The sequence below is a fragment of the Hymenobacter cyanobacteriorum genome, assembly GCF_022631375.1.
Classification (GTDB): domain Bacteria; phylum Bacteroidota; class Bacteroidia; order Cytophagales; family Hymenobacteraceae; genus Hymenobacter; species Hymenobacter cyanobacteriorum.
This window is the reverse complement of the sequence record NZ_JALBGC010000003.1, coordinates 187,439-205,453: the sequence shown is the minus strand read 5'-3', so window position 1 is coordinate 205,453 and position 18,015 is coordinate 187,439. Positions and strand designations below refer to the sequence as shown.

General features: G+C 56.5%; 20 protein-coding genes. 3 read left to right on the top strand and 17 right to left on the bottom strand.

Annotated elements, in window-relative coordinates; translation table 11 throughout:
* The 10 genes from terL to MON38_RS10575 form a co-directional block, all read right to left on the bottom strand.
* Positions 1-1,506, bottom strand: coding sequence for a phage terminase large subunit (gene terL, locus MON38_RS10620; protein WP_241936148.1), 1,506 nt, complete (start codon positions 1,504-1,506; stop codon positions 1-3).
* Positions 1,499-2,047, bottom strand: coding sequence for a hypothetical protein (locus MON38_RS10615; RefSeq protein WP_241936147.1), 549 nt, complete (start codon positions 2,045-2,047; stop codon positions 1,499-1,501). Before MON38_RS10615 ends, terL begins: the two co-directional genes overlap by 8 nt.
* A 36-nt stretch (positions 2,048-2,083) precedes the next feature.
* Positions 2,084-2,488 carry a hypothetical protein gene (locus MON38_RS10610; protein WP_241936146.1) on the bottom strand — a complete coding sequence of 135 codons (405 nt, stop codon included), beginning with the start codon at positions 2,486-2,488 and terminating at the stop codon, positions 2,084-2,086.
* A 384-nt stretch (positions 2,489-2,872) separates the two neighbouring features.
* On the bottom strand, positions 2,873-5,371 hold the full coding sequence (locus MON38_RS10605; protein WP_241936145.1) for a BT4734/BF3469 family protein: 2,499 nt from the start codon (positions 5,369-5,371) through the stop codon (positions 2,873-2,875).
* A 5-nt stretch (positions 5,372-5,376) separates the two neighbouring features.
* Entirely contained in the window at positions 5,377-5,922 is a 546-nt protein-coding gene (locus tag MON38_RS10600; protein WP_241936144.1) for a BT4734/BF3469 family protein, read from the bottom strand.
* A gap of 46 nt (positions 5,923-5,968) precedes the next feature.
* A complete protein-coding gene (locus tag MON38_RS10595; RefSeq protein ID WP_241936143.1) occupies positions 5,969-6,391 on the bottom strand; it encodes a hypothetical protein in 423 nt (140 codons plus the stop codon).
* Positions 6,381-6,890: a hypothetical protein gene (locus tag MON38_RS10590; protein ID WP_241936142.1), complete on the bottom strand. Its 510-nt coding sequence runs from the start codon at positions 6,888-6,890 to the stop codon at positions 6,381-6,383. Before MON38_RS10590 ends, MON38_RS10595 begins: the two co-directional genes overlap by 11 nt.
* Positions 6,891-6,946: 56 nt before the next feature.
* A complete protein-coding gene (locus MON38_RS10585; protein ID WP_241936141.1) occupies positions 6,947-7,270 on the bottom strand; it encodes a helix-turn-helix domain-containing protein in 324 nt (107 codons plus the stop codon).
* A 21-nt stretch (positions 7,271-7,291) separates the two neighbouring features.
* Positions 7,292-7,546, bottom strand: a complete 255-nt coding sequence (locus tag MON38_RS10580) for a helix-turn-helix domain-containing protein (RefSeq protein WP_241936140.1) — start codon at positions 7,544-7,546, stop codon at positions 7,292-7,294.
* A gap of 15 nt (positions 7,547-7,561) precedes the next feature.
* Positions 7,562-7,867 (bottom strand): helix-turn-helix domain-containing protein, encoded by a 306-nt coding sequence (locus MON38_RS10575; RefSeq protein WP_241936139.1) that lies wholly within the window; start codon positions 7,865-7,867, stop codon positions 7,562-7,564.
* A gap of 397 nt (positions 7,868-8,264) precedes the next feature.
* Between MON38_RS10575 and MON38_RS10570 the strand changes: the two genes are divergently transcribed.
* Positions 8,265-8,807, top strand: coding sequence for a hypothetical protein (locus MON38_RS10570; RefSeq protein WP_241936138.1), 543 nt, complete (start codon positions 8,265-8,267; stop codon positions 8,805-8,807).
* Here the strand turns inward: MON38_RS10570 and MON38_RS22870 are convergent, their stop codons facing one another.
* The 3 genes from MON38_RS22870 to mobV form a co-directional block, all read right to left on the bottom strand.
* The gene (locus tag MON38_RS22870) at positions 8,808-9,134 is read right to left on the bottom strand and encodes a helix-turn-helix domain-containing protein (RefSeq protein ID WP_241936137.1); all 327 of its coding nucleotides are present in this window, start codon (positions 9,132-9,134) and stop codon (positions 8,808-8,810) included.
* An 88-nt stretch (positions 9,135-9,222) separates the two neighbouring features.
* Positions 9,223-10,068, bottom strand: coding sequence for a hypothetical protein (locus MON38_RS10560; RefSeq protein WP_241936136.1), 846 nt, complete (start codon positions 10,066-10,068; stop codon positions 9,223-9,225).
* 44 nt (positions 10,069-10,112) lie between these two features.
* A complete protein-coding gene (mobV, locus tag MON38_RS10555) occupies positions 10,113-11,462 on the bottom strand; it encodes a MobV family relaxase (RefSeq protein WP_241936135.1) in 1,350 nt (449 codons plus the stop codon).
* Between the two features lie 531 nt (positions 11,463-11,993).
* Here mobV and MON38_RS10550 point away from each other — a divergent pair.
* The gene (locus MON38_RS10550; RefSeq protein WP_241936134.1) at positions 11,994-12,554 is read left to right on the top strand and encodes a Panacea domain-containing protein; all 561 of its coding nucleotides are present in this window, start codon (positions 11,994-11,996) and stop codon (positions 12,552-12,554) included.
* A gap of 752 nt (positions 12,555-13,306) precedes the next feature.
* Positions 13,307-14,458 carry an HNH endonuclease domain-containing protein gene (locus MON38_RS10545; protein WP_241936133.1) on the top strand — a complete coding sequence of 384 codons (1,152 nt, stop codon included), beginning with the start codon at positions 13,307-13,309 and terminating at the stop codon, positions 14,456-14,458.
* 39 nt (positions 14,459-14,497) lie between these two features.
* On the opposite strand, the gene MON38_RS10540 is transcribed toward MON38_RS10545, so the two are convergent.
* The 4 genes from MON38_RS10540 to MON38_RS10525 form a co-directional block, all read right to left on the bottom strand.
* Positions 14,498-15,385 carry a hypothetical protein gene (locus MON38_RS10540; RefSeq protein ID WP_241936132.1) on the bottom strand — a complete coding sequence of 296 codons (888 nt, stop codon included), beginning with the start codon at positions 15,383-15,385 and terminating at the stop codon, positions 14,498-14,500.
* Between the two features lie 57 nt (positions 15,386-15,442).
* A complete protein-coding gene (locus MON38_RS10535) occupies positions 15,443-15,598 on the bottom strand; it encodes a hypothetical protein (RefSeq protein ID WP_241936131.1) in 156 nt (51 codons plus the stop codon).
* 106 nt (positions 15,599-15,704) lie between these two features.
* On the bottom strand, positions 15,705-16,859 hold the full coding sequence (locus MON38_RS10530) for an RteC domain-containing protein (RefSeq protein WP_241936130.1): 1,155 nt from the start codon (positions 16,857-16,859) through the stop codon (positions 15,705-15,707).
* A 12-nt stretch (positions 16,860-16,871) separates the two neighbouring features.
* Positions 16,872-18,011, bottom strand: a complete 1,140-nt coding sequence (locus MON38_RS10525) for an RteC domain-containing protein (protein ID WP_241936129.1) — start codon at positions 18,009-18,011, stop codon at positions 16,872-16,874.
* Between the last annotated feature and the right edge of the window lie 4 nt (positions 18,012-18,015).

Below are 18,015 nucleotides of genomic sequence, written 5' to 3'. Positions count from 1 at the left end.
TTAGGTAATGACTTCGGAGAGGGCGCTGCGGCGGCGCGGCTTCAGGTTGTAGCGGGCGATGGCCTGGCACAGGCAGTCGAGCATGTCGTCGTGGGCGGCAGTGGGGAAGCCGGCGCACTGGGTAACGAAGGCTTCGTTCCAGGCCCCGTCGAGGAGCACCACGCGGCCGGCCTCGATGAAGGGCGACACGCCGTGGACCCGTTCGAGCTTGCTACCAGTCGGGCTCGGCGCTTCCACCACGTTGAGCTGGCTGATGGCGCGCAGCTCCTGCACCACGCTTTTGCCCGAGGCCTTGGGCTCAACGTAGAGCTTGCTCTGGCGGGAGTAGCTGTGCGCGGCCAGCAGTTCCGGTAGCCGCTTCTTGAGGTCCGGCAGCTCCAGCCACATCTCGCCGGCATAGCGCACGTAGAGCGTCTGGCCCAGGTAGCAGCTGGCCACCAGGGCGCTGGGGTCGTTCTTCTGGTCGGCGGTGTAGGCCGTGTCGGCGTCGAAGAGCCAGACGGCCCCGCGAGGGCCGGCCAGAGCCTGGAAGGCCTCTACCGAAATCGTGCGGAACCAGGTTTTTTTGAGGATGCCGCCCTCGTCGGGGCTGGGCAGTTGCTGCACCTGGCCGGCGTAGCCGTAGGAGCCGAGCGTGGTTTTTAGGCCTTCCAGTACCTCCCGGCCGAGGCGTGAGGTATCGAGCAGGCCGTCGGTATAGCGGGCCACCAGCTCGGCCGGGCGCACCTGCTTGCCGAGCTCGCCGGTTTGGGCGTCCTTGGTCAGTTCGCCGGGCAGGCAGATGTGGCGTAGGCGGCGGCCACTGGCCAGCCACAGGCCGGCGGGGTCGAGCTCGTGAATCCGCTGCATCACCAGCACCGTGACGCTGCGGGCCTTGTCGGTCTTGCGGGTGGCCAGGGTCTTGAGGTGGTCCTCGGCGGCCCGGCGGCCGTTCTCGCTGGCCCCGCCCTGGGGATTGAGCGGGTCATCGATGAGGATGAAATCGGCGTGGTTGCCCATGGCCCCGCCGGTGCCGGTGCTCGTGCTGAAGCGCTGGCCCAGGGCCGTGTTGCGGTAATCGGTTTTGCCGTCCTGGTCGTCCTGGAAGTCGAGGCGACCGGGAAACAGCCGCTGAAACTTCGGACTCTTCAGGCACAGCCGGCTTTTCACCGCGTGGCTGGTGGCCAGCGGGGCCGTGTGGCTGCTGCTCAGGATGCGGATGCCGGCGTGCTTGAGCCAGAGCCAGGCCGGAAACAGCTGGGTCACGGTGGTGCTTTTGCTGGTGCCAGGCGGCACGTTGATGAGCACGTCGGGCTGGGCGCGCTTGGCGGCCCAGGCCTCGTACACCTGCTGCAACTGGTCGCAGAGGTATTCGATGTGCCAGTTCGGCACCAGCTCCACGGCTTCGATGGTCTCCCAGAATTCGAGGAAGAAGAAGTAAAAGCGGTCCTCGCAGAGGCTGGCCACCAGCTCGTCCTCGCTCACTTCGCTCAGGAGCATGGCGTAATCAACTTCGGGTTCAGTCATGGTACGAGCCCTCCTCATCACTGGTGGTAGCCGGCAGGGTTTGGAGCCGCCGCTTCATCGCCAGCAGCGCCTGCTTCTCGTCGGGGGTGAGCAGGTTCAGGTCGTAGGCCGCCTCCTGCTTGATGGTCTGCTCGACGCGGAGCTTGTCGCCGAACTGCTCGGGCAGGCGCGCTTTGAGCAGCAGTGTCAGCAGCGCGTCGCTGTATACCATCTCGTAGTAGGGCTCACCCGTTTCCGGATGAAGGATGGGGTCGCCGTCCTTCGTGAACTTATAGGTGCGGCCGCCCTCCACCGCGCGGCGCCAGGCCTCGCGCAGCAGCACGTCGCTGGCAATCCGTTCGGCCGTCTGAAAGTCCTGGGCAAAATCGGGGTTGCGGGCCTTGGCTTTGTAGGCCGTGTCGCGGGAAATGCCCGCCGCCTTGGCTGCGTCGCTCACGTTGCCGTTCAGCGCCAGCGCGCCGAGGAAGGCGGCCCGCCAGGTCGGCAGCGGCGGCCACTCCGGCGCGGGCGTTGAAGTGTAGACAAGTGTAGAAGTGGACATGCTCAAAGGTCTGCTACTAAGGGCCGCAATGGATAATTATGGAACAGGTATTGTTGCACAGATTTGTGCAACCAAACGCCAGCCAGTGGCCATCGGCTCTAGTTGCAACTTTAGCGACTGCTGGGTCTCGGGAAGCGCTGCAAACAGGGCCACAGCCAGTGCCGGCGCCCGAAAGCGGAGGCTGCCTCGGTCGGTGCGACCCACCAGCCGAATGTCACCGGCCAACTCACCGTCTGCGGGCAGCAGGAGCCACTGCCGGCGGCGGGTGGTAGGCGGCCAGAGGGCGAGCTCGCTGGCCTGGCTGGGCAGGGCCCGGCTGGCCTCGCCGTTCAGGTTGGCATAGCCGTCGCGGTAGAGCGTGAGGCCTGGCGCATCTTGGTGCGCCGGCGGAGGCTGGTCAGCAGTGGCGGGCGGAGTGTCGGAGGTCTGAGCTGGATTCATGAGGTGGGCCGTGACTTTAGTGATGGGAGAAGCTGAGAAGCGTTGTGATAAGGGTGGCTCACGAAGTTTTGATAGTGCTCGTGAGCCACTGTATATGGTTGGTCTGCTTTATAAATCAGTGCTTTGTAAATCGCAAGGCAGTTGGCAATACATGAGCACCTATTCACTGGCGGAAATTGTAGATTTTCATAATCGTTGCACTATTCTAATTTCTTAGATATTTACTATTATTTAATACGCGTAACTTAGAAATCTACAATCCTGCCTATAGAAATGTGTAGCGTGTTTTTGCTGTTTTGCATGTATGACATAATATCTTGTTTTGCAATATTTTGTAGGCAGATACAGTGGCTCACGAGCCTCAAAATATTTTCGTGAGCCACTCTATTCGGCTTGGGCCTGGGGTTTAAGGAAATAGAATTGATTGCGGCGGTCACCGCGCACGGTGTTGCGCACCTTCGTGTAGCCGAAGCGCTCCATCCACTTCATAAAAATCCGAAGCGTGAAGCGTGCACGGCTTTCGCCCGTTTCCTCGGTGAACTGCTGGTATAGGTCAGTAGCCCATAGCTTGTCATCAAGCACATTGCCGTAGGGGGCGGTGCCGTCAAGCAGCAGCACGGCCTGCGCAAACTCGATGAACTCGGGTGAAGTGTCCTGCTCCATCTTCCGGGCTTGGATGTCGTGGCTGTCAAGCGCCATCAGGCCGTGGGCCAGGTACTGCTGCACCCACCCGAGGGCTAGGTTGAAGAAGTAGAGGTAGTCCGTCTCGTCCCACCCCTGATTGAAGAAACCTTGCCCGAACTCATCCTTTGGGGTGAAGCGGTCGGAGTAGTGTGGGGCCAGGGCAATCTCCAGCCGGCGGCGCTCGTGGCTGGCCCCCTGCCCGCCCACCATATCGTTGGTGGTGATGGCGAATTTTGGGCTGCGCTCGAAAGGAACTACCACTTGGGGCTTGTTCTTCCGGTTCACCACCATGTCGCTGGTAATCTCGGTGAACAGCTTTTTGAACGGCAGCCGCCGACCATCCCACTCATCGAAGTAGGCAATGCGTGTATCGTCTTCGATGAGGGCGAAGCGAAAGTCATCGTCGAAGCGGAACGTCGCGCCCGGCAGCTGGGTCACCTTAATCATTTCGCCCACGGCCCGAATCAGTAGGCTTTTCCCGGTGCCGCCGGCGGGCTGGCCCGCAGTGGCCACCTGGTCGACGAAGATGACCACCCGGGCGCTGGCGTCATTTTTATAGCCGTGCAGCAGGTAGCCGAGCGCGCGCTGCAACTGGGCCAGGCGCTGCGGGTCGCCGCCGGTGATGTTGACGAGGAACCGATGAAAGTGGCAGCTCATGGCTTCGAGCTGAAAGATTTCGCGGAAGTCGTGCGGCCGCACTTGGCTTTGCCAAATAAGGCCGGGCAGCTCGTCGTAGGGGCGCAGCGCGATGGCGTCGGCCGTCACCTCCACCCAGCAGTTGCGGAAGAAGTAGCGGGCGGTGCTGGCCGTGTCGCGCAGGAACTCGCCCACCAGCGGCGGCAAGCAGTCGAGCGCCTCCTTGTCGAACAGCCCACGAATTTGCACGAGCACGGCCTCCAAGAGGTCGGCCCGTTCGATATTATCGAAGCGCGGCGGCAGCTGCTCCACGTAGCCCAGTACATGCTGTTTCAATTCGTAGCGCTCGACGAGCCGCACGATGTTTTGGGCGGAGTGCAAAAATTCTACGGCGCCGCCGGCACCCGCCGGCCGGAAGCTGAAGCCCTGGCCACGAAGCCACTCGCGCAGCTCGTAGCGCTCGATGCGCAGTTTGTACGTAGTGGGGTAGTCGTTTTTGCCCTCCTTCATATTCACGCTCCAGAACGTAAGCAGTGTGGGGTTGGGCTCAGCCAGCACCGAATCAACGCCAGCGGCCAATGCTTCTGCAGCTGCGCCGGTGCTCGCGCTCAGGCTCTGCACGATGGCTTCGCGCGGCACTTCGTTACGTTGCTGCTGGCGCACGATGCGCTGGAGCGACGGCGGTAGCACAGGCTTTTGCTGGCCGTCGCGCAGAGCGATGGTAATGGTTTTGAAGGCGGCTGGCAAATCTTCCACCTCGCGGCTGCTGATGGTGGCTTCCAGGGCCCGCTGGGCCTCGGCCTCGCCGAGGAAGCCTGCGCCGATGTAGCCGCCGCACAGGAATGCCATGGTGTTGAGCACGGTGCGCTTCGTGCCATCGGCCGCGGACCGTACCCGGTCACAGGCCAGCTCCAGCGCCCGCTGGCCGTAGTCTTCGTTATAAGGCGTAGTCCGCGCGGGGCGGGCCCGCGCCGGCACCGTAGTGGCTGGCTTTGCAGGTTCAGGTTCCGACTCTTCGAAGGTATCGGCCTCCTCGTTCAGGTACAGCGACGGGTCGTGGCTGACGAAGCGCAGGCGGCTCACGTCGCTACAGGCAGGGTCGACGGTCAGTCCATACTCTTGCTGGTAGTAGCGTTCCAGCGCGCGGAAGCTGCCCTTGTGGTCATCCACCGGCACCGGTATCACACTAGCCCAGCCCAGCCCGCCGGCGCTGGCGAAACATGCGAAAGTGTAGGAGTCGGCTTCTACCCTCCGGCGGGCCGCGGCTAGGTCAACACCTGGGTTGGTCTTGGCATCGATGTCGAGACAGAGAAACCCCGAATGCTGAAGCAGGCCGGCCACACTACGCTGTTTGAAAGTGCCTGAAGCGGTGAAGCTCGGCAGCCCCCGTTTCGCACTAGTATAGTCCGTGCTGGCTGGGTCTAGCGCGCGCACGGCCTGTACCTGCTCTGCCCAGCGCCCATCCCGCACGCCGGCCAGAAGCTCGGGCAGCGGCAGGGCTTCCGGTAACTTAGGCTTTAGCGAGTTGGGGAAGTAAGAAACCAGCATAGCAGCGTCAGGCATAACCATTAGTTCGATGTAGAAAGAGTGGTAGCCTGCACTGGCGTGGGTGTGAGGAGCTCCGCCTCCTCGTTCAGGTACAGCGCGGGGTCGTAGCTCACGAAGCGCAGGCGGCTCACGTCGTTGAGGTCATCCACTACTAAGCCATAGGCCTGGTGATAATAGGCTTTGAGGCTGCGGAAGCTGCTGGCGTGATTATCGGCGGGGATGCGCACCAGCGCGCACAGCCCTTCACCGCCAGCGCTGGCAAAGCAGGCGTAGGTAGAGGGGTCAGCAGCCAGCAGCACTTTGACGGCAGACAGGTCGACGCCCGGGTTTTGCCTGGCGTCGAGGTCCAGGCCCACGATGCCCGAGTGCTGGAGCAGCCCGGCCGGGGTGCGTCGTTCGAAGGTACCGGAAGGCGTGAAGCAAGGCAGGCTTCGTTTTGCCTCGCTGTACGCCGTGCTGCTGGCGGACAGCGCGCGCACGGCCAACACCTGCTCGGCCCAGCGCCCGTCCCGGATGCCAGCCAGCAGCTCAGCTAAGTGGAGCGCCGCGGTGGGCTCGGGATTCATTAATTTGGGGAAGAAGGAAACTAGCATAGCAGTTCGGTACAGGGTATCAGTTCGGGGTTGGGAGGATGGTGGCCACCACGTCGGGGCAGCCAGTGTCACGCAGTTCGTAGCGCAGGATGGTGGCCATATCATGGTAATAGAGCACGGTGGCGGGGCGGTCATCAGCTTCGCCATCGGGCCGCCAGCCCCACGCCAGGGCCAGCGACTCGACGCCGGCGTGATTGCCCAGCACGGTGGCCATTTCGATGCCGGTGTGGTCAGGCAAGTGCTTCCGCGAGGAGCGCACCAGCAGTAATTTATGGCCAGGCTGCAGGTCGGGCCATTCACGCCGGGGTACACGGGTAGCCCACAGTTTGCGGCCGTCGGCCAAAGCAATCATTTGCTGGCCTTGGATATTGGCCCCAGCCTGGGCGGCTTGGCGCAGCCGGCGGCCTATCGTTTTCGAGAAACTGGCCACGCTATGCTGCATTGGAAACAGGAGATTCAGCAGCGAGAGACGTCACTAAAGCTGCCATGGTAGCACCCGCTGGCGCACATAATGCGCGGATGATTGCCAAGTGAGCGGGCTCGCTGTATTTGTATTTTTCAGTCTTGCGCTGGTCACGCTCGATGTCGAGATGAGCAGCCACAATTTCCTTTTCCAGGTTGCGCAGTTCATCAGCCAAGGCATCGCGCAGACCGCTGTAGATTTCGCTTATCTGCGGGCAAGCGGGCAAGCGCAAGGCCAGTTCCTGAGAAGCGCTGCGCAGCACAATGTCGGGCTGGCCTTCGTCGAAGAACGAAAGGAAAGCCTCCATCTGCGCCAGCTTGGCCGCGTAAATACGCTGCAGCCGCACAAGAGTGCGCTGCTCGTGGCCGCGGTCGTAGGCGAACAAGGGATTGGCAGCCTGGGCGGCTGCGATGTCGGCTAGGGTGGGGGTCTTAGCATCCATGAGATTGATGTATTGAAGGGTGAAAAATGAAGGCAAAGGCGTGGCCAGGGCTGAGTAAATCGGCCGGTATAAATCCCAGAAAATGAGGGCTATCAGGTGGGCAGCGGGGGTAGTCCGTCTTCGTGACGGCGAACGGCCCGCTCGCTAATGCGGTAGTTCTTTTTGCCGCAGAGGCAGTAGCCGATTTTGCCGTTTCGAATTAGGTCGTAGGCGGTGCGGGTGCTAATGCCGAGGCGAGCGGCCAGCGCCGTGACGTCGTAGGCTTTGGAAAGCTGGGCTTGTTCGGCCTCGGCGTCGCGCTTAGCCTTGATGTCGTATTCCAGCAGCCGCAGCGTGGCGTCGCGGTCCTCGAAGGCCAGCATGCCGTTGGCCGTGGTGAAGGTGACAGTTAATATTGGGTTAGTAGAGTCGGCCATGTATTTGGAGTAGCTAGTTGTTTATGACTTGATGTCGCCCATGTATTCGCGGACGGCCAGCTCAGAAATGCGGTAGTTCTTTTTGCCGGCGCAGACGTAGCGGATTTCGCCGTTGCGCACGAGGTCGTATGCTCCGCGCTCGCTTATGTTCAGCCTATTGGCCAGCCCTTTGACTGTATAGGCCTGGCGCTTGCTGGCATCATCGAGCAGATGTTGTTCGGACTCGGCACCTTCCGCCTCTGCGATGCTGCCGTCAGGGTATATGATGCGTAGCATGGTGATAGAAATGAGTTACTTACTGCGGGCAGTCTTTTGACTACGCTTCTGGCTTGTTCCAGCACTTAATACATCTGAGCGCTTGAGGTAAGCGCGGCCGCCTAATTTGGTGTACGCCAGTAGCCCGCGGCGCTTCCACTCGTGCACAGTGGCCACGCACACGTCTAGTAGCGTCGCTGCCTGCAGCACCGTGAGTAGCTCGTCAGCTACTGGTGCCGTAGCGACTGCGGGCAAGGACTGGCTCATCTCATGGCGAATGAGCGCGCGCAAGTCATCCAGCAACTGTTGGTATTCGACGCCTTGGGTAATGATGACAGCCATTAGAAAAGGCAATAGGGGGGTGGCCTGGCCTTTTGATAGGTCAGTAAGTATTTGACTGTGTAGCTGTTTTACTAGGATTAACCCAGGTTCGCAAGTGTCTGGGCCGCAGCTATAGCGCCACTTGCCTCAGCAAGTCTGAGAGCTTCTCTCACGGCTGGGTGTCCTGGGTTGGCCCGGCGAATTGCGGCACTAGCAGCAGTGGTTGAGATGCCTAGTTTTTTGGCAATACCTCCAATGTCACCAGGGGCAAGTAAACTACTAATGCTGGTTTTTGCTTCCATTTCTCCTACATTTGTTTATACTTGTACATCTTTGAATGTCTAACACTGCAAGTTTACGGATTAGTTTACGAAAATGCCAACAAAACCGTAATAAAATCAACTAATCTTTGAATAATATGAAACAATCATCTGTAAATGAGCGAATTGCTAAAATGATTAATGAGTTTAGTAAGGGCAATAAATCAGCATTCGCAAAAGCAGTAGGCATCAGTAACCAGAGTCTTGGAGAGATTGTAGGCACTCGCCAAAGTTCTCCATCTTTTTCCGCACTTCAGAAAATCATTAATGCATTCCCACAAGTGCGTATAGATTGGCTTGTCATGGGTAGGGGGACGATGCTCAAAGCTGCTTGGGAGGATTATATGGGGTCGGGTGATTTTTCAGGTTTATATGTCTCACCCGAAACACTGCGCGAAAAATCAGCCGAATACAGCGAAGTTGATAAAAGGCTTCTGGCTCAAGAAACTGCTATCAAAGAAATAGCTGAAGTAGCAGCAAGCACCAGTAGCCCAGAAGTAGCGAAACGAATTAAAGACGTTCTCAATAGGATTCTTGATACAGAAGGAGTGGCACTTATGGGGCGCATACTGTCTGGGCCATCAGAGCACAATACTATAGGTTCGAGAAAAACTGAAACGCCACAAAAAACTGAAGAGTAATTAAGCATTGCCGACTCTTTCTCTCCCCACCTTCTCACTCCGCCGACATCGAGTCCCCGCGTTGAGCACCTCTACCTTCTTCAAATAGACCCGCCCACCGAGCCGGGTATAGGCCAGCAGGCCACGGCGCTTCCACTCGTGGATGGTAGCCACGCACACATCTAGTAGCGCCGCGGCCTGGCGCACGGTCAGTAACTCCTGCTCAGCCTCTGTCGCAGATGAGGCGCCCGACACCTGGGCCAGGCCGACTTCGTGGCGGATGATAGCCCGTAGGTCATCGAGCAGTTGCGGATAGCCCACGCCCTGGGTGATGATGGTTGCTAGCACGTTCGCAACGCTACCGGAGAAGTGAGCCGGTCAGCGTGGCACAAAGAGCCGATAGAGATTGTGCGTAAACCAGCGGCGCAGAAAAAACTCAGTTCCGCAGCAACCCCAATTCACGTAGCTTTCCTTCCGCTACCTGCTGGTAAGTGCTTGCTTTGTCGCTGGGATTCAGTAAAGTATTCTCTGCTAATGTTACTTGTAACCTGCCGCTTGGTGCAGCTAATGCGCGACAAATGGCTGCTACGTTCGGGTCAAGAATTTTGGCAGCTATCAATGCTTGTAAAGTTCCGACCCACGGAGCCCTTCTGGCTTTACCGAGTTCGTCACCTTTGCCAAGTGGCGTGAGACTCCCATCGCTGTTTAATAAACCGCATTCTTCGAGGAACTGATAAAACCGGTCAGAGGAGATTCGATTGCCAAATAAGGGAGCCCATGGCCAGTAACTCGACGTATTCGGCTGCAGAGCAAAAGGTGCTTTCTGGCTTGCATCAGCGGCCATAAAGGGGGCCGCAGCGTGAGCCGTTTTAAAGTTGGCTATCTGTTCGGCTAGCCAAGATTGAGCCCGGCTGACGTTGTTCCAGTCGATGCCGACATCATTTACTTCGGTGCCCAGCCTTTGTAGCCCAAGCGTTATTAAGTCATCTAAGTACTGATAGTCTTGTCTGGCTGCTTTGAACCCGAAGATTGCTTCAAACCTTTCACCCGTTAATTCCTCTAAATAGGCGGCTACTTCATAAAGCTTTAGCGGAATTCCATACCCATGCAAGTGTATATCGAATGCATCATGACGCTTGAAAAGAGGTATTCTGGCAATTATCCAAGCAAAGTATCCGTTAAACCCCTCATAGTATATGGTTCGTTCTTCTCGATATGCTCGCTTTCGAGCACCTGCTTTCTCAGCTGCTGCTATGCGTTCCTCCTCTCGGTAAGCAAGCATCCTTCGCAAGTCCAATGAGTTTCCCATCTGATTAATAGCGAAGCTTACAGTTCAATACCGCCATCCCGGTTCGGTGCTTGGCCCGCCCGCTCCTGTGCCTTTCTTTTCCCCACTGCCTCTCGAAGCTGCTCCAAAAAGTCCCGCCCATTGGGCCGCAGCTCGTCACTGCTGAAGCGCATGCCGTTCTTCTCGTGGGTCAGGGTGAATTTCTCGGGGCTGATGACTTCCAGCACGTAGCTGTTTTTGAGGAGTACAGGAACCATGTCCGCCACCTGCTCGATTGGCTTGAGCAACTGCTTGGCCAACCCGCGCTCGATGCCGGCCTGGTGCGTCTGGCGCTGCCCCTGCCCCCAGGCCGTCAGCTTCTCTGACAACGGTTCCCCTTGCAAGTGCTTCATGACCGCGCGTAGATGATTCAGGTGTGCCTTAGTCGTCAGGGCTTTCTGCTCCGCTAGTTCGGCGGTTCGGGTGGACAACTCCTGTTGAAGCTGTTGCACTTGTGCGGTAAGGGTACCTTTTTGGGTGGTCAGTTCCGCGTGGGTCTCCACCACCAAGTTCTGGCTGCTGGCCAGACGCTTCTCCAGCACCCGGGCCCGCTCCCGCTCGTAGGCGTTGGCCGTCGCCACGGTGGCCAGCTGCCCAATCTTCTGGTTGGTCTGGGCCTGCAGCCGGGCTAATTGAGAGTTGAACGCGGCTTGGGATTCTTGGCGGTACTGCTCCATGGTCATGCGCTCGGGCGGAACCGGTAGTTGATACGGCGCGATGACTAGGGGCCGGGCCAACTCTGTCAGCTGCTCCTTGCTCATCTGCTGGGCTCCGTGGTACCGGCGCACGTCTTCGTGTTTGGCCGTGCTGTACTTAATGCCCCGCGCCAGCCCGTGGGGGGCCATCGCTTCGGCGTAGTCGGTTTGCAGCTGGTGCAGGCGGGCCGGGCTGAACACGTCTCGGCAACTGAGCCGGCCATCGGAGGTAATGGGCACGACGAGCACGTGCAGGTGCGGGGTGATTTCGTCTTGGTGCAGCATGAAGCCGACCACGTTCTTCGCCCCAAACTGCTTCTCCACGAACTTGAAATTATCCTTTAGCCAGGGCGAGTCGAACAGGTCAGGTACCCGCCCATCGGCGCCGCGCGGGAAGCCGTCGGCGCTGGCCGTGAGCACCAGCTCCACGAGGCGCACCGCGTCCCGCCGCCGCGGTACCAGGTTGATTTCTGCCAGGCGCTCGTTGGCCAAGTCCAGGTAAGGGCGACGCTCGAAGTTCACGTAGTCCATGTTGCGCCAGGTTTGGGCCGGGTCCGCGTTCGGCGTCTCCTCCAGCCGGTAGTTGTGCTGGGTGGCGCTGGTGGCCATGCCCGGGGTGGTAAGCTTGCTGACGAGAAGAATAGCGTATGGCATGATGAGGCGGGGTAGAAGCTCTAATGCGTAATGGGTTACACATAGCAGCCGATAGAGACAGCAAGAGCATTTTACTGTCCCGGAGGATGCGTAATGGGTTACACATACCTTTTGGCCGATAGAAAAACTCTGTGTCAACCGTAAGCTAGCTGTCGGAAGGTTATCGTTGCAACATTCCATTCCTTACCGGACATAAATAACTTCCGTTGAGTCAGGGCTGTACTTCAAATGCAACCAGCAAATGAGTTGCTTCACCCAGCATAAGCCCCTTCCAAAGTAGGCCTGACCAACACCAAAGCTGTCAGGGTATCCTAATGGTCGTACTTTTTCCGGGCGGGTAGGAATAAAATAAGCAGCTGCTTGACCATTGGTGAGCGGCTTTTCTGCTTGCTGTATCGCTGCTCGAATGGCTCGCATCTGTTCTGATAACCCAGTAGACTAAGTATGAGTTAGTGCCATTCACTACTAGGATTAATTAGAAAAGACCTACCTTCGAAACTACATTCCGTAAGGGAATGTCTGACATAGGTTATGGCTTTCTCCTCTCTCTCTCTTGAAAAAGCGTTAAACACGCTGGTCTACGTTGTCGAGCGTATGGGCCAGCCTGGTTATCTTAAAGCGTTTAAAACGATTTATTTCGCTGAACAAGAGCACTTGGTAAACTACGGCCTGTCGTTGATGGGGGAGGACCACTTTATCAAGATGGAAAAAGGCCCAGTGCCATCCATGATGTACGATTTCGTCAAAATCGTAGATGGGCGTCAGACTGGTTACAGGTACCCCGCTGAATTCGTTACTAAAGTTAAAGCCAGCCTTGCTTACCCGGGACGGCGTCATGCTCAGGCAAAAGTTAGTGCCGATTTAGATTACATAGCTGAGAGTGCCCAACAGGCGTTATTGGCATCAATTGAGCGGTATCGTGATACAAGTCCAGACGAGCTTAGTAAATTGTCCCATGATTCAGCTTGGGATAAAGCTCAGAATAATCGGCCTATAGACCCAGTGGACATCGCGGAGGCCGGTGGGGCTACCCGTGAGGAACTTGAGTACCTGAGGGATTCGCTAAGCGATAACCTATTTGCTGCAGCATAACGTGGGGTATCAACCTAGGCCGCAGCCCCCGGTTGAGGGCATGGTTTTACTGACCTACACCAGTTTAGTAAACCCACCGAAGGAGAAGTACTTAATTGTTGCCTCTATTTCTGCTAGTGGCACCGATGTGGGCTTGGTTATTGCAAACTCTCGGCTCAATCCTTACGCAGCAAGGAACCCTGAGATAGGTAAGCGCCAATTGCTATTACCCAACGGCCAGCGCAATTTGTTTGCACTTTATGACAGTTATGCTGATTGCAGCACAATTAAAGTAGTGCCCTTTCAAGACGTACAGAATATGATTAATGCCAACCCTCGCATAATTCGAGGGCACCTAACCGGACGCGAGCGATATATCATAAAGGACCTATTAAGGACAGCAACTACAATTGAGCAAGCAGTAAAGGATATTGTAGGTCTATAGATGAGCTTGGTTAGCTGGACTGCCTTATTTCTCGTAACCTTTATGAAGCTGATTCAATTTTAACATCTCGCAAGTGTCGGGAGTATAAATGTTACGCAAGCACAATGCTTACGAACTTGCGCGTGTAGCTCAATTGGATAGAGCGCCCCTTTCGAAAGGGGAGGTTGTCAGTTCGATTCTGACCGCCTGATATATCGCTCCACTGCGGGCTCGATTATATGATAAAGGCCACCTCAACGGGTGGCCTTATCGCGCAACAGTAATTCATGTACTGGAGCCGCAGGCTGCTGACGTGGCGAAACTGAGCACTTACTATCTTGTCAGCCCTATGCCCTCAGAAGCCACCGGTGAGCAGTTGCTGGCCACCATCCTCAAGCACGACAGCAAAACAACGAGCTACAAGTTCGCCTTGCTGCGGGCGCTCAACGACGTGGTGCTCGGCTACCCCGACCTGGCGCTCACGGGCGAGCTGCCCGTGGCTGTGCCCCTCGTGCGCCTGGCCGAGTGGTGGCTGGCTTACTACTGGAGCTTTGCCGACCCCGCCCAGCCCGTGCTGCAGGGGCGCCCTGCCCAACGCGGCGAGGCCCAGCGCCAGGACATGAGTTTCCGTCCGGCACTGGCACTGCTACGCTCTGCTTGGCAGCGGTTGGTGGTTGGCCCCGGTCGCGCTGGCGACGGCTATTTTCTGCTCACCGAGATGCGCTCGCCCCGCCGGCGAGGCCAATACCCCGCCGAATTGCTGAGCACCTACGACCAGGCCCGCAAGGCGGCCGTTGCTGCGCTGGCCATGCCGATTCGCCACGCGGGCACCCACGAGCAAAGCGTATTCACTGCCCCCATCCGCCTGCGTGACGCCGTGGCCACGGCCTTGCCCGGTACCGACCCCAACGAAAAATGTCTGCTGGTGCCGGCCTACTTGTGGCGGGCCTCCCACCGCCTGTCGCTGTACGTCGAGGCCCTGTGCGTACACGAGTGGAGCCTGTTCACCGAACAGCTCGGGGCAGCCCCGCGCGGGGAGGCCTACGCACTACTCACGGCCCGGCCCGATAACCGCCAAGCGCTGACGTGGGAGCGCAACCACGTCAACGTGCTGCTGATGGAGCAGCACCACTTTGTTTGCCCTTGGACGGGAAAGCTCATCACCCGTCCCGACGAGTACGACCTAGACCACTTGTTGCCACTGAGCTTCTACCCCGTCAACGAACTGTGGAACTTGCTACCGGTGGACCCAGCATTCAACAAGCATGTCAAGCGGGCACGGCTGCCGTCCCTTGAGCGTTTGGCCGCGGCGCGCTCATGCCTAGCGGCCAGTTACGGTACCTACGGGCATTCGAACGCACTGGGTCTGGCCCTGCAGCAGGACGTGGCGCTGCGATTTGGGCCGCTGGCCGGCGGCGACTTCCCGGCGCAGTTGGCGGCGCGCGCCGCGGCCTTCATCGACGACGTTGCCACAGCCCGGCTGGCGGGTCAGCGGTTTTAACGGGTGAACCGGGTAAAGCGGCTAGCGCACAACGCGCTGCTACACCCACAGAAACCGATAAATCATTTCCTCCTGTTGCCGATACATTTCACTTTCCTGCACAACCTCAGATAGCTTTCGTTCTGTCTCCGAAATCTGACTTCGCTGCGCGCGGTGTTGCCATTCTTCGTAGGCGATGGCCTCTGGCCGCATGGGCCGTAAGACTATCAGTTGCTGCGACGGTACTTCTACCCCGCGAAATCCTTTCTCTTCCAGCGCTCCGACTACCACCGTCACAGTGGGCATGCAATTGGGCAATGAAGGGAAAAGCGCCCAAACTACGCGCCACTCGCTGTCCACATGTCGGGCCCGTAGCGGCCGCGCATGGGTGAATGGCCGAAACATATCCGGATTTGAAGTGCTCCACTCCAGCGGTTGGTTCGCAAAGTCGGCCAGCGCGGCACAGTACTGCAGGCCTTGTGTAACGGCCGCCTCATCCTCGAACAGTTGATTCAGCGTGTTCACCATTCGGAGCATCGCAAGCCGAAAAACCACGCCTCCGAAGCTGTGCTCCTCCGGGTGGGCCACCCGGTTACGCAGCCGCCGGAGCCCGTCCAGCCACCAGCCCAATTGCTTGGCTGGCTCGGCTGCCTCGAGCGCTTTGATAAGTTGCTGCAACGACCGGTTTGCGCCCGCTGGTAGTCCCAGCTGCTGGCAGCGCAACCTGATGGCCATCTCCAGCATCAACAGCAGCTTGTTCAGCGCTTCATCGTAAACAGGATAGTGATACCAGGCGAGGGCCATTAGGTGGCTGGCCGTGGTGTAGGATTTGACTACATCCTCGGGGACACCCGCGTGGAAGCGAGGCGGAAATACATACAGTGCTTCGAACTGTTCGCGGGTGGGCGCGCCGAATCTGGGCCAGCGGTCATCAGGCTGATAATACATGTAGCAAATAACAACGCCCGACTAGCAACGCCCTATGGCTGCAGCAATATTTGGGGCCTACTGCTTGCTCTTGCCACGCCGGAAGCTCAGGTACTGGAGCAGCAGGCGCCCCACCGCACAGGTGCCGCCGATAATGGCTGCAGCATGCTCAATGGTAAGAGATGTGATGGCGTGGTGGACGTGGGCCACGCCCTGGGTGATGATACCGTGCATATTTCCCGCCGCTGGCTGGGGAATGTGACAAGCCTGCCAGCGACAGAACAAAGGGACTCATCGGCCAGAGCGAAAACGGCGTACTAGGTGGGGTAGTACCCCAACATTACTTTTTTGCTGGAGCTATTGCTTTGATTCTCAGCAAGGATTTTAAGGCACTCGCCATTCTATCCAGCAGTGGCGTAACGGGCTCCTTTTTACCGGGGTCCCATTGCCGCTTTTGTAGCGTCTGTAAGTGCTTCGCAGGGTTACCAAGTTCTTGACCAAAGAAGTTGGCTAAAGACTTCAGCGCAGCCTCACGGGGCCCACCAATCAGCCCCGCTTCTAACAGAGCGTAGCCTAGCTCAGCAAGGTCGGTTTTACTACCCTGCCAAGCCAAAACAGGTGATAACACTTTATCTTTCACACCAATGTCAGTCGGGCTGGGATTCAACCACTCATATACCTGGTCTCTTCGGAATTTGCCGACGTCTTTGATAAGCTTTAAAAATTGCACAAAGGATTCATTAAAGATTTTGAAGCCTGTTCCTGCAAAAACATGAATCGACCCTTCTGTTTCATTCAATGAGCAGTAGAGGCTTATTTCATGGCAAAAGTCTTGAATACCATCCATCCACTTCAGGTGTGCAGTTTGATTTGGTTTGTGGTCTCCAGAAAGGACAGAAGAGTAAAACTGACTTAGCTGAAGAACAATTCGGTCGTATTCTTTGAATGCAATTTCTTGAGCTACTATAGAGAATACGTCATAATCTAGTTCATGCGAAAGGTCATCAATTTGTGTTTGAGATAAGAGGGTTAAATCTTCGTGGGTATAAGGAAGTACATCTCCTAAAATGTTGATTGCCTCAGTCCAGTCAGCCATTTTCTCTACGCTCTCCCCATTGGCTATAGCTGCAGCAATTTCGCGGTAGATTTTATTAAAGTCTTCAGTCAAAAAACCTGCATAAGCTATCACCTCATCCTTCCAATAGCTGAGCCTGCTCCTATAGCCTTTTACTTCCCCTACCCACCATGGGATAGAAAGAAAAACAGCACCATCCTCACCCACTAATTTATTGAGAATGAAATCCAATGTTTGTATCTGATTTGGCAGAGGTAGCTTCAAAATAAATTCTGCCACTGATTCCTCAAAATTTTCACCGGCTGCGTATGACCTATGAGCAAGCTTGATTAGCGCTAACTTATCGAATCGGCCGGAGCAAGTGCCCTGAACGCCGCATAATTGATTGATAAACTCGCGTTCTGCTGGGAAGCTTAGCATTGGTTGACATGCTTATTTTTTAGGGGAATCCTCTGACTTGGTTTTCAGCAGTTGTTTCAAAGCTGCCCCGAGCCGGTCTATAAGCGGCGTTATTGGTTCCTTGCCACCAGGGCCCCATTTGCGTTTTTGCAAGGTTTGCAAGTGCTTCGCTGGATTGCCTAAGTCTTGCCCAAAAGAACTTGCTAACGCCCTCAGTGCCGCTTCTCGCGGGCCGCTAATTAAGCCAGCCTCCAGCAAGGCATAGCCTAATTCTGCCAACTCCGTTTTGCTGCCCTGCCATTGCAAATCCGAGAGTTGGCGAGTAACTAGGCCCGGCTTTGGCTTGCCTTCTGAGTCAACATTCCAGTAAAACGCCTCATAGTATCTATCCCGAGCTGCACCCAGCTTGGCACGCCATTCTATAGCTGGAGCATAACCAGCCTGTTCCTCGTAATAAAGGCCGCTGATTAAATCGGTTATGCTTGTTTCAAGCTTTCCCTGCCACCAGCGCGAAGGAGACGCTGTCCATCCTGCTTTAGGGTCTTCTATAAAAGTAAGGTGAGACGACAAAGTGTAAATAGTGTCGCCCATTGTCTTACTAGTCACTATGGAAACGGCACGAGCGGCAACAGTGTCATTATTAAAAGGCTGGTCGTCAAATGGGAAAGCGTCTCCATTTTCAACGTATTCTTTTATAATGGCATCTAAGTCTTTCGAGATAAAGCCACGCATGCTTTTTACAACTGAATATGCTTCGCCCCAACTTTTTATCGTTTCACTTTCAGAGTCTAATCTTGTTGCAATTCCGCGTGCGACGTTGAATGTCATCTCCGAAATTGCGTCTCTATCTACTCCAATAAATTGCCCAACTTCTCCCAATTCGCCAAGCCAGCAACTCTTAGGTTTGCCACGAATACATTCCTTTATCCACCATTCGCACGTATTAAAGTGGGTAGAAGAGGGGTCCAATTGTTGTAATACATGATTTAAAATCTGAATTTGATTTTCTCGTGGCAGACCCATAAGCATCTGCTGAATAGAATTTTCTAAATCGCTTTTAGCCTCTCTTGCTTTGTGATACAGTCTCAGCAAATGAATGCTGCTTTCTGGAAAGACGTTCTCAATCTTCCATAATTTATCAATGAAATCTGTTACAACTGGGATGTTTAACATGATA